Annotated in this window: 11 protein-coding genes; 4 read left to right on the top strand and 7 right to left on the bottom strand. The window is 55.8% G+C overall.

Going from position 1 to position 12395, the window contains the following annotated elements:
• Positions 1-123: 123 nt before the first annotated feature.
• The 4 genes from LKE08_RS10145 to LKE08_RS10160 form a co-directional block, all read right to left on the bottom strand.
• Positions 124-444, bottom strand: a complete 321-nt coding sequence (locus LKE08_RS10145) for a hypothetical protein (protein ID WP_324704102.1) — start codon at positions 442-444, stop codon at positions 124-126.
• Between the two features lie 39 nt (positions 445-483).
• Positions 484-1800: an MFS transporter gene (locus LKE08_RS10150; RefSeq protein WP_324704103.1), complete on the bottom strand. Its 1317-nt coding sequence runs from the start codon at positions 1798-1800 to the stop codon at positions 484-486.
• Positions 1801-1881: 81 nt separating this feature from the next.
• On the bottom strand, positions 1882-2067 hold the full coding sequence (locus LKE08_RS10155; RefSeq protein ID WP_324704104.1) for a hypothetical protein: 186 nt from the start codon (positions 2065-2067) through the stop codon (positions 1882-1884).
• A 225-nt stretch (positions 2068-2292) separates the two neighbouring features.
• A complete protein-coding gene (locus LKE08_RS10160; protein WP_324704105.1) occupies positions 2293-3537 on the bottom strand; it encodes a glycosyltransferase in 1245 nt (414 codons plus the stop codon).
• A gap of 224 nt (positions 3538-3761) precedes the next feature.
• Here LKE08_RS10160 and LKE08_RS10165 point away from each other — a divergent pair, with 224 nt between their 5' ends.
• The gene (locus tag LKE08_RS10165) at positions 3762-4223 is read left to right on the top strand and encodes a DM13 domain-containing protein (protein WP_324704106.1); all 462 of its coding nucleotides are present in this window, start codon (positions 3762-3764) and stop codon (positions 4221-4223) included.
• On the opposite strand, the gene LKE08_RS10170 is transcribed toward LKE08_RS10165, so the two are convergent.
• Positions 4215-5828 (bottom strand): iron ABC transporter permease, encoded by a 1614-nt coding sequence (locus LKE08_RS10170; protein ID WP_324704112.1) that lies wholly within the window; start codon positions 5826-5828, stop codon positions 4215-4217. The two genes, LKE08_RS10165 and LKE08_RS10170, sit on opposite strands and share 9 nt — an antisense overlap.
• 246 nt (positions 5829-6074) lie before the next feature.
• On the opposite strand from LKE08_RS10170, the gene LKE08_RS10175 reads away from it, so the two are divergent.
• On the top strand, positions 6075-7193 hold the full coding sequence (locus tag LKE08_RS10175) for an ABC transporter ATP-binding protein (RefSeq protein WP_324704107.1): 1119 nt from the start codon (positions 6075-6077) through the stop codon (positions 7191-7193).
• Between the two features lie 63 nt (positions 7194-7256).
• On the opposite strand, the gene LKE08_RS10180 is transcribed toward LKE08_RS10175, so the two are convergent.
• Positions 7257-7796 carry a phosphate-starvation-inducible PsiE family protein gene (locus LKE08_RS10180; RefSeq protein WP_324704108.1) on the bottom strand — a complete coding sequence of 180 codons (540 nt, stop codon included), beginning with the start codon at positions 7794-7796 and terminating at the stop codon, positions 7257-7259.
• Between the two features lie 170 nt (positions 7797-7966).
• Positions 7967-9097, bottom strand: a complete 1131-nt coding sequence (locus LKE08_RS10185) for a sodium-dependent bicarbonate transport family permease (protein WP_324704109.1) — start codon at positions 9095-9097, stop codon at positions 7967-7969.
• 1008 nt (positions 9098-10105) lie between these two features.
• On the opposite strand from LKE08_RS10185, the gene LKE08_RS10190 reads away from it, so the two are divergent.
• Together LKE08_RS10190 and LKE08_RS10195 are read left to right on the top strand one after the other, a co-directional pair.
• A complete protein-coding gene (locus LKE08_RS10190; RefSeq protein ID WP_324704110.1) occupies positions 10106-10423 on the top strand; it encodes a P-II family nitrogen regulator in 318 nt (105 codons plus the stop codon).
• A gap of 828 nt (positions 10424-11251) precedes the next feature.
• Complete coding sequence (locus tag LKE08_RS10195) at positions 11252-12319, top strand: FAD-dependent oxidoreductase (RefSeq protein ID WP_324704111.1); 1068 nt, start codon at positions 11252-11254, stop codon at positions 12317-12319.
• The last annotated feature ends 76 nt before the right edge of the window (positions 12320-12395 follow it).

Consider the following 12395-nt stretch of genomic DNA (forward strand, 5'->3'; position numbering starts at 1 on the left):
AAATGGTGGGTTACGGCGCGGATGGAAAGTTGTGGGTTTTTCCGAAAAATTACTGCCGCGCCTAACCCACCCTACTGAACTGACTTCACTGCTTGGAAATTGAGGATTTAAACCGACATGATATCAATCGAAATCGCCGTCGTTCCCCCAGGGATCTTCGCAAAATAGGTAAATTGCCTCGAATTCTTCTCCTGCTTCTGCGGCTTTTTGTTCCAAATATTCGATCCGCTGTTTGCGCCGCCCTCGCGCTTGGGAACGGCTGGTTCCGGAGGCGGAGTCGAGAACCCAGGACTGTTCTTCTCCGCCGATGCGGTACTTGAATTCGCAGACAATATTAAAAGCGGTCGCCCGGGCGATCGCCGGGGGATAAACGGCCGATGCGATCGCCAGCAAACCCAGAAAAGCGATCGCCGATAATCCCAACTGATTCGTTGATATTCTCATCTTTTTTCCCCCCTCATCAAATGGAGAATACAACCGATTTTAGCTCGAAACTGCATTAGCCGTGGGGGCGATCGCGTCGGGAATTTCGGTTTCCACCCGGCGCAGGCGGGGGGTGCGGTAGGCAATAAAAGCGGCGGTCAAATTTAAGATACCCACCCCGCACAACAGCAGGGCACTACCCCGTCCGGGTCCCGATCCGATCACCTGTCCGATCGTCTCGGCGAGGAATCCACCCGGCATCATCATCGGTTCAAAGAAGCGATCGACCAGGGGACCGACACTCAATTGCGTGACCACCAATAGGGATTTTTCTAACAACCCCTGGAGGGCGAACACCCGGCCTTGCAAATAGGTAGGAACCTTGCACTGCCAAATGGTTTGGTTGCTGCTGACGACAATCGGCTGGGAGAAGAGATAGCCGAATCCTCCGATCGCCGCCAAAAATAGGGTAGGTTGAAAGCCGCCCAGACACAAACAGAGTCCCTGCAAACTCACGAAAAATAAAATGCCGTGGATCTGACGTTTCAATCCCCCCCAGGCGCTCACGAATAAGCTGCCAAATAGCATCCCGCAACCGCTGATAGACAGGACGATTCCCAACTCCGAACTCGACGCGAAATTGAGGATGATCGGCCAGAACAACACCTGGATCATCCCCTCCGTCAGGTAGGTGACGCCGAAGAAGATCATCAACCCCAACAGTCCCGGACGGGCCGCGACATAATCCCACCCCGAACTGATTTCGTCCCAGATGCGATCGAGGTTAACCGTCTTGCGATCGCTTTTTTCGGAGGGTTTGGGGTCGGGGATGCGGACGCTGAGGAGGGCGATCGTGGCCAAAAAATAGGTGGCGAAGTCGAACAGCAACACCCCCTGCAATTGGACGGCCTCGATCAAAAATCCGGCGATCGTCGGCCCCAAAATCCGGGCCATCGCCCGGGAGATCTGCACCATGCCGTTGGCCCGCCCGAGGTGCTGTTTGGGGACGACTTGGGCGATCGCGGAAATGTAGGCGGGGATGTGGAAGGCGTTGGAAACCGAACTGATACTCACCCCCAAATAGATGTGCCAAATTTCCAGATTTCCGGTGGACACCAAAATCATCATCGCGATCGCCGTCACCCCCGTGACGGAATCGGCCACCAGCATCACCGACCGCCGGTTCCAGCGATCGACCAGAACCCCGGCGAAGGGCGAAATCAGCAAGTTAGGGAGGTAAGTCAGGACGAGAATCAGCGCGAACAGAGTCAGCGAACCCGTCGTTTGATAGGCCCAAACGCCGAGGGCAAAGTCGGTGATATAGCTGCCGACGACGGAGATAATTTGTCCCAACCAAATTCGCAAGAAAGTTTGCATAGTCTGTCGATAATCGTCCCTGAAAATGAGCAAGGGGGGAAAGGTAAACTCGCAAATCGTAATCGCTTTCCCAAATCGCTGTCAATGGATCTGGACTTCGGTTGTGGGGGACGCAGATGCCATAACCGATGGTTCCCGTTCCCCGTTTTTCGGTCTGATTCGATCTCGTTCCGGACGGAACGCCCCGACTTCGGCCGTCCCGGGTGGGAGATCTCGCGCCTCCGGGGCGATCGCATCTGTCCCGATCGCCCCGGACGAATGAACCATAGGAAACGGACAAAAAAAATAAGCAGGTCGTTCCCGTTTTCGAGGTGCGATCGCCCTCAAATCGCTTTCCACGCCAAAACGTGACCCGCCGACCGATCGAGAAAACTGCCGAAATCACCCCCCTTTTTTTGCCCTCTATTTGCGCCTTCTCTCATCGATCAGGCCTCATCAAAATCAAAATTTTAAACGTCGAAAGACGATTTGACTTCCCGCTTTTGGGTGAAATTATGAGCCGGGACGACGGGTCGCGCACAGCCGCTCCCAAACCCCCAGCAAATTTCCCACCGCTCGCTCCCAACTGTGTCGCTCCATTGACCGCCGGCCGTTGTCGCCCATCTGTCGGCGCCGGTTTCCATCCTCAATTAATAATTGCAATTTTTGAACGAATTCGACCCTATCTCGGGGTGTAAAAAGCCAGCCGTTCCACCCGTCCCGAATGTTCTCCGTCACTCCCCCCGCCCGGGGCGCCAACACGGGAATCCCCGCCGCGAAGGCTTCCAAAACCGTCAACCCCCGGGTTTCCTTTTCGGAAGTGGTGACGTGCACATCACTGCTGGCCAGCAGGGCGGGAACCCGTTCTGGGGGGACGCGCCCGAGGAGGTGGGCGTGGGGGGTAAGTCGGCCCAACCGAGATGCGATCGCCTCCCGCAGCGGCCCGTCTCCGGCTACCAAAATGGCGACGCGATCGCGATCGACGACCTCAAACACCCGGGAAAAGGCATCCAACGCGAACTCCCAGCCCTTGTCCGGGGTGAGGCGCCCCAAAAAAATCAATTTCACTTTTTCATCGACATCCGGCAGTCCGTACTCCCGCTCAAAAAATCCGGCCGTTCGCCGGTTCGGATTGAATGCTTCCGTATCAATGCCGACGAGTTCGACGTGGGGCCGGTGCAGGTTGCGGATACCCAGTTGAGCCAGATTTTCGGCGGTGACTCGGCTGGTGGCGAGGGTGATGTCGTAGGAATTATAAATGTAGCGCAGGAATTTCCCCGCCACCCACTGAACCGATGCGATCGCAAACGGCGGCAGGGGCAAATAGTCGTCCGCGTAGTCCAAAAAATTCGTCCGGAAAAATCCCGCGCAGGGGATGCCCCGGCGGCGGGCAAAGTCCACCCCCGGAACCCGCCAAAACCCGAAGGCCAGCCGTTCCGGCTCGTCCACATGAATCACATCCGGCCCGAACGCCTCCAACTCCCGCGTCAGTACCCCGTAGGCGGCGCGGCTGACGTTGCGCTCGAAGTCCAACCCCAGAAAGGGCGTACTCGGCAGGTTGACAACCCGGACGCCGGGGAGGATCTCCCCCGTATAATCCCGCCAGTCGGGATACACCGCCCCCAACTCCCGGTAATCCGGGCAAAACAGGCGCACTTGATGCCCCCAACGACTCAGCCACCGCAACCGCTCGAAGCCGCTGACCGTCACTCCGTCAACGACCGGGAGAAATCCAGAGGTGATGATGGCAATTTTCATAATAATTGGGGTGTGGGGAATTTTAGATTTTAGATTGTCGGGGCCCCTGGCTTGCGCCCTGATTTTAGATTCCCTGCTGTTGGGGGAGGAGTTCGGCATTTCTCACGTCTCACTCCTCTTTGCTCTTTCCTCCTTGTGCCCCTCGGATTCAATACTTTAGCCGAACTTGAGCGCGGACTCACCCCGATCGTATGATAGGTTGACATTCGCTGGGAGATGGGTTCATGAAACGTCTGGTTTTGGTCGGTTTGGGAGTCCTGGCGATCGCTTTTGCCGGGGATTTGACAGGCTCCGATCGCCCCGTCGTCGCACTCGCCCCAGAATATCAAATCGCTGCGGCGATGCGATCAGGAACCTTCGTGTCCGGGGAACATCCCACCCGGGGCTCGGTTCAAGTCATCGAGGAGGGTGGGCGGCAATATCTGGAATTTGCCGACGACTTCGGCACCAACGAAGGGCCGGATCTGTTCGTGATTTTGCACCGTTCCGATGACGTCATCGGTACCACCCAAGCCCCCGTTCACAGCATCGATGAGGGGGACTACGTTTTGGTGGAACCCCTGAAAGCGGCGAGCGGCGCCCAGCGTTATCCGGTGCCCGCTGGGGTGAATGCCGGTGATTACGGTTCCGTCGCGATCTGGTGCCGCCAGTTTAACGCCACATTCGGCGCCGCGTCTCTAAAGTGAAGGGTCGCGGGACTGGGCAATTTTCAAACTCAGAAAAATCACCGGAATGATGCCCACCGCAACGATCGCCAAAGCCGGACCCGCAGCTTCCGCCAGCCGTTCATCGGAGGCGAGGTTGTAGACGCGAACCGCCAGCGTGTCAAAGTTGAAGGGCCGAATCACCAGGGTGGCGGGCAATTCTTTCATCACGTCCACAAACGTCAGCATCGCCGCCGTCAGCAGTCCGCCACCCATCAGGGGAGTGTGAACCCGCATCAGGACGCGGGTGGGGGAGTCGCCCAAACTGCGGGCCGCGTCGTCCAAGCTGGGCTTGATTTTGCCCAAACTCGACTCCACCGCCCCGAAGGAGACGGCCAAAAATCGCACCAAATAGGCGTAAATCAGGGCCGCGATCGTGCCGCTGAAGATCAATCCGGTGGAGATGTCGAACAGCGATCGCATCGCCGAATCGATCGCATTATCTAAGGCCCCGACGGGAATCAAAATTCCGACGGCAATGACAGAACCGGGGACGGCGTAACCCATCGCCGCGATGCGGGCGGACAGCCGCATTCTCCAAGTGGGATTCAGGCGCACCCCGTAGGCTAAAATCAGCGCGATCGCCACGGCTAAAATGGCGGTCAAAATGGCGAGGGTCAAACTGTGGCGGGCGAAACTCCAGAAGCGATCGTCGAAGACTGTTTCTAGATTTTTGAGGGTCATTTGCAATAGCAAAATTGCGGGCAGTAAAAATCCCAGCGCCAGGGGAGTCAGGCAGGCGACAAATGCTCCGAGCGATCGCGCTCCCCCCAGTTTAAACCGCTGCGCCCGGGCGGAAGAACCCCCATTTTCGTAATATTGAGCTTGGCGGCGGGACCACAATTCCAGCAGAATTAATCCCAAAATAAATAGCATCAACACCGCCGCCAACTGAGCCGCCGCGTCCCGTTCTCCCATGCCGAACCAGGTGCGGTAAATTCCGGTGGTAAACGTATCGACGCCGAAATACTGCACCGTGCCGAAATCGTTGAGGGTTTCCATTAGCGCTAAGGCTAACCCCGCCATCATCGCGGGGCGGGCCAGGGGGAGGGCGACGGCGAAGAAACTGCGCCAGGGGTTGCAGCCCAGCGATCGGCTGGCCTCCAGGGTGCGCCCGGACTGTTCCAAAAAGGCGACCCGCACCAGTAAGTAAACGTAAGGGTACAGCGTCAGGGTCAAAAGGACGATCGCGCCGCCGATGGAACGGATCTCGGGAAACCAGTAATCTCCGACATTTTGCCACCCCATCAGGTTCCGCAACCCGGTTTGGACGGGGCCGTAAAATTCCAGCCATTCTGTATAAACGTAGGCGAGGATGTAGGCGGGGATGGCCAGGGGCAGCAGCAGCGCCCACTCAAAGATTTGGCTTCCGGGGAAGCGGCACGTCGTCACCAGCCAAGCCGTCCCGACCCCGATCGCGATCGTGCCGATACTGACACCTATCATCAAAATCAGGGAATTGACAATATAGCGCGGCAGGACGGTGGAGGCCAGGTGCGCCCAAATTTCCCCGGAATTGGTGAAAATGCTGCTCAGGACGAATAAAATCGGGGTGGCGATCAGGGCCGCGATCGGCAGGGCAACCAGAGACGGTTGCCCCCACCTCCCGGTCTTGCTGGGGAACCCTGTAAGGCTGCCCCCACGGCAATTCAGGGTTGGTTTGACGCGAGATGGAGTGGCGGGCGATCGCACTTGCAGGCATCCTCCGAACAAATTTAACAAAAACTTAGTGAGAATATATCCCAAAAAGACAGTATGATACGAAAGGTTGTTGATTACAACTTTTTTCAATCATTCGTCCGACTCTTAAACGGGAGGTCAATCGAACCAACGATGGATCAATCTGCAATCTTGCACCTGGAGGGGATTTACAAGCAATTTCCCCGCACCGATGCCCCGGCCGTCGAAGCCGTGACGCTGACCCTGAATCAGGGCGATATTTTGGGGTTACTCGGCCCCTCCGGCTGCGGCAAGACCACACTGTTGCGAATGATTGCCGGGTTTGAACGCCCCGATCGCGGTGCGGTGGAGATCGCCGGACGGGTGGTCGCAGATGTGAAGCAGTGGGTTCCCCCCGAACGGCGAGATGTGGGCATGGTTTTCCAAGATTATGCGCTATTTCCTCATTTAACCGTAGCAAAAAATGTCGCCTTTGGCTTGCAGGCGTTAAAGAAAAAGTCCCCCAAAGCGGTCAAGCATCGCGTCGCGGAAGTGCTCGAACTGGTGGGATTGTCGGGATTAGGCGATCGCTACCCCCACGAACTCTCCGGCGGACAGCAGCAGCGGGTGGCCCTAGCCCGGGCGTTGGCGCCGGGTCCGGCGTTGGTGTTGTTGGATGAGCCCCTGAGCAATTTGGACGTGCAGGTGCGGTTGAGGCTGCGCCAGGAGTTGCGGGAGATCCTGAAGGCGGCGGGAACTTCCGGGGTGTTCGTCACCCACGACCAGGAGGAGGCTTTGTCGATCTCCGACTGGGTGGCGGTGATGCGCGGCGGACGGTTGGAACAGTGGGGGACGCCGGAGGAGATCTATTTGCAACCGGCTTCGCGGTTCGTGGCGGAGTTCGTCACCCAAGCCAATTTTATCCCGGCCCGACGGCGCGGCGATCGCTGGGAGACGGAGGTGGGATGTTTTGCGATCGCCCCCGATATCGACGAGATTCGCCCGGAGTCGGGACGGGCGGATCTGATGGTGCGACAGGAAGATTTTATCCTCAAACCCGACGAAACCGCCCCCGTCGTGATCCGCGATCGGCAATTTTTGGGCCGGGAACTGCACTATTGCCTGCGGGTCCCCTCCGGGCGGGAACTGATCGCCCGGACTCGGGCGGGGGGGCGCTCCCTGCCGGTGGGAATGCGGGTGCGGGTGACGGTCCCGGAAGAGGCAGTGCGGGTGTTTCCGGTTCCTTCCGCCGAGGCGGGTTTGCCGGCCTGGGGTGTAGGGAATCGGGAATAGGGAATCGGAAGTAGAGTCCCGATCGCTTGAGCGATCGCGCACTTCGGCATTACCGAACCCAATTCAAGGTTGAAACGATTCAGCATCCGGTTTGCCGTCCCTTTCGGCCAATGCTTGAGCAAAGCGTATCCGGTGACGGCGGGACACCTGCTGCTCCGGGTCAATGCCATCAAAGGTAGGCGGAATCCAAGCGCGGACGACCAATAAACCGCCCAGCACGATCAGAAAAGAGCAGGCCGCCATCACCTGCACCCACGGGGTTTCCAAAATGCCTCGGACGATGATTTCCCGCAGCACCGACACGATCGAAACCTCCACTGCGACTCCGATCGAAACTCGATGTTCCTTTAAGTAAATAATCAGTAATCGAAACAATTCCACCAGAATGAGCAAGAACAAAATATCGGCAGTGACCCGAGGAAAGTCCAAAGGGGGCAACAGCGACAGAAACATCTCTCGCAATTGCATCACCATGAAGCTAAACAGGCCAATGCACAACGAAATCACAATTAAGTCCTGCACCAGTTCCAGAAAACGAATGATGTGGACTCCACTAAACCAATTGCCCCAGCGAGGAGAAGGGTCTTTTGATAAGGGTTCCATAGTATTTAAAGGTAAAGGATAGAGTGCCCGGCTGTTTCATTCTCAGTTAAAAATTGTCGAGGGTGTAGGGAGAATTAATAATTAATAATTGTTAATCATTAATTATTAATTCATTGCCGTGTGGGTCTGCCGGACCCGGGGAGCGCCGGCAGACCGCGACCCGTCTGGGATCAGCTACCACCCATCAGCGCCTGGGCGAGTCCGATGTAGAGGGGTATTCCTATGGCAAGCGCAACCGGCGTACCAATGGCTGTGGACGCGCCGATGTAGGCGGAGGGATTAGCCGACGGGATACCGGCTCGTAAAGTGGGCGGCCCGGAGATGTCTGAACTAGAGGCGGCAATGACGGCCAGGATCACGACGCCACCAGGGCTGAATCCCGTGGTGATGTGGGCGATCATGCCCAGACCGAAGCCAATGAACCCATGCAGTAGCGGTGCCACAAAGGCATATACAGCGTACCACTGAGCCACCTTGCGGAGTTCGCCGATCCTTGCCCAGGCCTCCATACCCATGATCAGCATCAGGACTGAAAGCAAGCCGCGAAAGCCCGGATTGAAGAAGCTCTCATAGACACTGTCAGGCTTGGTGAGTATGCCGAGAGCGATGCCGAGCAGCAGTGCCGAGAGGGCAGAACCCTGGAGGCTTTCCTTGACGATCGGCCAGATCTCGACCCGATTGCTTGCAGTACCGCGCTGCTGCCTGAGATACTCCTGCCGGGTGGTGGGATACTCCGGCTCGCTGGGATACCCACCTGCGGCAACCGGCTGCTTGCTCAGAGACTCTTCCTTGCTCAGAGACTCCTGCTTGGCTTTTTGCTTGCTTGTATAAATGCTGGCTAAGACGATCGCAGTCACGAGAGCTGGGATGTCCATAAAAGGATAGAGTGCGCCGGCCCAAGCCTCATATTGCATACCTTCCGATTCCATCATCGTTATGCCGGCGGCGAGGGTAGAGCCACTCACGGCACCGAACAAGCCCCCGGTCGCAATGGCATCGACGGTTTTGATGTTCGGCAGGATGGCTAAGGTGTAGCGTGCGATTAACACGACAAGGATGCCGATTACCGCAGCGAATATCGCGGGCAACACCATCTCTGCCAGATTGGCCTCGCGGATGGCAATGCCACCGCTCAGGCCGACCCTGATGAGCAGCATGAAGACGATGAATTTATAGACCGCATCTGGAATTTGCAGTTGGCTATTGACGGCGGCAATGACCATACCACCAATCAGAAAGCCGAGTGTTGGGGATTGCAACTTATCCCCAAAGCGCGTCAAGAAATCGGCTAAGAAATCCACTTTTTAATTCCTCCTTAATCAGATTTTAGGGGTCAGGACGACAGGCAAGGGTGGCCTCCAATCCTGTGGGTAGCTGGCTCTACGCATCCGGGTGAGCGGCGAGTTAACCCGCCATTAAGAATGCATCTGTATCCCGGTGCATCCTGTGTCCGAAGATCAGGTTTCGCTCCGGCGAGCGCAAACGATCGCGCTCATCAGTGGTGATTCAAGTGATTCAAGTTCAAACCATTCAGGTTAAAGGCCATCGTACTCACCCCTAAAACTGCAAACCAGATGCAGACTGTGGGAAACACGGCCAACCGGAGATGAAGATGAAGCCGGCTGCGGAAACGCCGGCAGCGTACAGAAATGATGGGAAATGCCAGAGAAATTTGCCATGAGTACCTCCTTTGGTCTCCTCGCTCAGGGGAGAAGCGGTGATTGATCTTGATAGATGGAACAAAAGCCAAACCCAAGTCGGCGTGTGGGGCTTCACTCTTTGGTATTGGGCGAGATCCGAACGGTAGCGATCCGGGGATGGTATTTTTCCGGACAGGGTTGAGAAGACGAGTTGCCCCTATCGTCTTCTATAGACTCGGGTCTATTTAGGTTCAAATCTCTATGCGCTTAAGTCTATGCGCTTAAGTTTATCTTAAAGTTTGCACGAATTGGCGATCGCTCTATATAAATCTGCCAAGTAATTTCAAATTCAAGGCATAACTTTTACTTATGATTTTCGCAGAACCTGCAGATCTCCGGTCAATGTCAATTGCGATCGCAGATGGACGGTACTGCCAACGGCAGGGTACTAGGGACGAGGGCCTGCTGCCATTTGATTTGAATGGTGGTCATCGCGCCAAAAGGATAAGCGTTTTTTATGAAATGCTTCTGCTAATCTGAGTCAATCTTTCTCGACAGAGGGGATTGGATTCGCCAATCTTTGGCATAATCTTAAAGGTATGGTTCAAGGCAAAACCATAGAATCTTGCCTTTAATTGTCACGACAGAACGCATTAAGAGGTAACCCCCATGACCCAGAAAGCCAGCAAACTCGTCATCGTCACGGAAAAGGTGCTACTGAAAAAAGTCGCCAAGATCATCGACGAAGCCGGAGCTACCGGTTATACGGTGGTGGCCGCCGGCGGTAAAGGCAGTCGCGGCGTGCGCTCGTCGGGACAACCCACCGTCGGCGACACCTTCACGAATGTCAAGTTTGAGATCCTCACCCCCAATCGGGAGATGGCCGTGAAAATTTCGGATGAGGTCGCCGCGAAGTTTTTCGACGATTATTCGGGCATCTCCTATGTCTGTGACGTGATGGAGGTACTGTACGCCCATAAGTTCTGACTCAAAACCCCAGCAATTCCCATGTGGGTAAGAAGCCGTTCGAGCACCGGGAATCTCGGTATTTTGACACTCCCCGCGAAGACAACGACGGGGATTCTCAGTTCTAGCCCCCAGCAGCATCAAGCCACTGTGTATTCACGCTCGTTACCCTCTTGCATTTCTGCATGGCGATCGGAAAACCGGTTGACTATCGCCACCGCTTGGGAATCAATTCCCGAGGGCGCAAGACGCAGCGCCCCTACCCGATCAAATCATATTCAGATGATGGGGGAGTTGGTGTGGCTTAATCATATCAAATCCGGTTAAATACTCAAAAATCCAATTCCCCCCTGACGGGCAACCAGAGACGGTTGCCCCTACGGGGGAGCGTCAAATCGGCGACTCCGATCTATAGCGCTGAAGCGAGGGTAATCGGTAATCGGGAACTCCAACTGCTTTTCTATATCTCAAATAAAATCATGGATAATATACTGTTCGATCGCTTTGGGTAAGGTGTTTCGCTAGATTGATATTTTCAGTCCTGGCGACTCGGAAACCCGGTTTCTTCAATTCCGAAACATAATTCGACGATCGCGATCGCATCTATCTCGTCAATTTTGCTAAAATAGCTTCATGATCATCTATCTGTAAATGAGCGGCGATCGCCACGGTCCCTTTAGAAATATAAAACCCCCCCAACTCCAATTCAATACCCGATCGCGATCGTACCCGATGAAGCGTCGATGGAAAATGGGTTAAGATGTTCGGGTGTCGGGTTGCCATCCGGATTCTCGACGTGAACCTCGGAAACCCGGTGCCTCGGTCAGATCGTTTGAATTGAAATAGCTTATGACGTTAGCCGATATTGTCGTAATTGGGGCGGGAATTGCGGGGTTGACTTGTGCGAAGCAATTGCGTCGGCAAGGGTATTCAGTCGTAGTGGTGGAGAAGTCCCGGGGAGTGGGGGGGCGATCGGCAACCCGCCGGGTGGGGGGAATTCGGGCTGATCATGGGTTGCGATATTTGCAACCGACGGGGGAGAAAATTCGGGAGTTGATCACCGAGATGGAGGGCGATCGCGAGTGGAATTTACAACAGTGGACAGATACGATTTACGAGTGGAAATCGGGGGAATTTAAACCCTCTCCACCCCTGCCCCGCTACGTCGCCCCCCGGGGGATGAATTCGGTGGGAAAATTCCTCGCCCGAGATCTGGAAATTTGGTTCAATCGCCGCGTTACAGGTTTAATTCCCCAAAACAATAACACCTGGAATTTACAATTGGAAGTCACCGGCGACGGCAACCCGGAAACCCCCCGGGAAATTGGGGCGAAGGCAGTGGTGGTGGCAATTCCGGCGCCCCAAGCCTTGATGGTGTTGGAACAACCGGAAGCACAAATTCCGTCAGATCTTCTCGAAGGGGTGCGATCGCCCGCATACGACCCCTGTATCGCCGTGATGGCGGGGTATTCCCCCGACAAATGGCCGCAGGTGGAAGCCCGGACTCCCCCCTGGCAGGCGGTGCGGTTCCCAGAGTGCGATCGCCTCGACTGGATCGGTTTGGACAGCAGCCGCCGCCCCGATCCCTCCCAACCCGTTTTCGTCCTCAATAGCAGTGCCGAATTGGCCCGCGACTATCTCGATGCCACCGATTTGCAACCCCCCGGAAAGATGCTGTTAAAATTGGCGGGCGATCGCCTATTTTCCTGGCTGGATTCCCCAGAATGGATGCAGGTTCACCGCTGGCGATATGCCTTCTGTCGCCAACCGTTGTCCGTCAAATGTTTGACGGCAACAACACCCCTACCCATCGCCTGTGCGGGAGATTGGTGCAGTCAAAATCAAATCGAAGGGGTGTTAATATCGGGAATAGCCGCCGCCAATTGGATCGATTCCCAATTACCAAATTCCCCGTAAAACAAGCTTCTAGCTTGTTACGGCTAAGATAGCCGTGCTACCCGGTTCTTCGGCTTCAAATTACCAAATTCCCCGT

This window comes from Lyngbya sp. CCY1209 (assembly GCF_035615495.1).
GTDB lineage: Bacteria > Cyanobacteriota > Cyanobacteriia > Cyanobacteriales > Microcoleaceae > Limnospira.

What these genes read in the sequence shown, in the direction of transcription:
- LKE08_RS10145 (WP_324704102.1), bottom strand. Translation starts at nt 444, where the DNA reads ATGAGAATATCAACGAATCAGTTGGGATTATCGGCGATCGCTTTTCTG.
- LKE08_RS10150 (WP_324704103.1), bottom strand. Translation starts at nt 1,800, where the DNA reads ATGCAAACTTTCTTGCGAATTTGGTTGGGACAAATTATCTCCGTCGTC.
- LKE08_RS10155 (WP_324704104.1), bottom strand. Translation starts at nt 2,067, where the DNA reads ATGGTTCATTCGTCCGGGGCGATCGGGACAGATGCGATCGCCCCGGAG.
- LKE08_RS10160 (WP_324704105.1), bottom strand. Translation starts at nt 3,537, where the DNA reads ATGAAAATTGCCATCATCACCTCTGGATTTCTCCCGGTCGTTGACGGA.
- LKE08_RS10165 (WP_324704106.1), top strand. Translation starts at nt 3,762, where the DNA reads ATGAAACGTCTGGTTTTGGTCGGTTTGGGAGTCCTGGCGATCGCTTTT.
- LKE08_RS10175 (WP_324704107.1), top strand. Translation starts at nt 6,075, where the DNA reads ATGGATCAATCTGCAATCTTGCACCTGGAGGGGATTTACAAGCAATTT.
- LKE08_RS10180 (WP_324704108.1), bottom strand. Translation starts at nt 7,796, where the DNA reads ATGGAACCCTTATCAAAAGACCCTTCTCCTCGCTGGGGCAATTGGTTT.
- LKE08_RS10190 (WP_324704110.1), top strand. Translation starts at nt 10,106, where the DNA reads ATGACCCAGAAAGCCAGCAAACTCGTCATCGTCACGGAAAAGGTGCTA.
- LKE08_RS10195 (WP_324704111.1), top strand. Translation starts at nt 11,252, where the DNA reads ATGACGTTAGCCGATATTGTCGTAATTGGGGCGGGAATTGCGGGGTTG.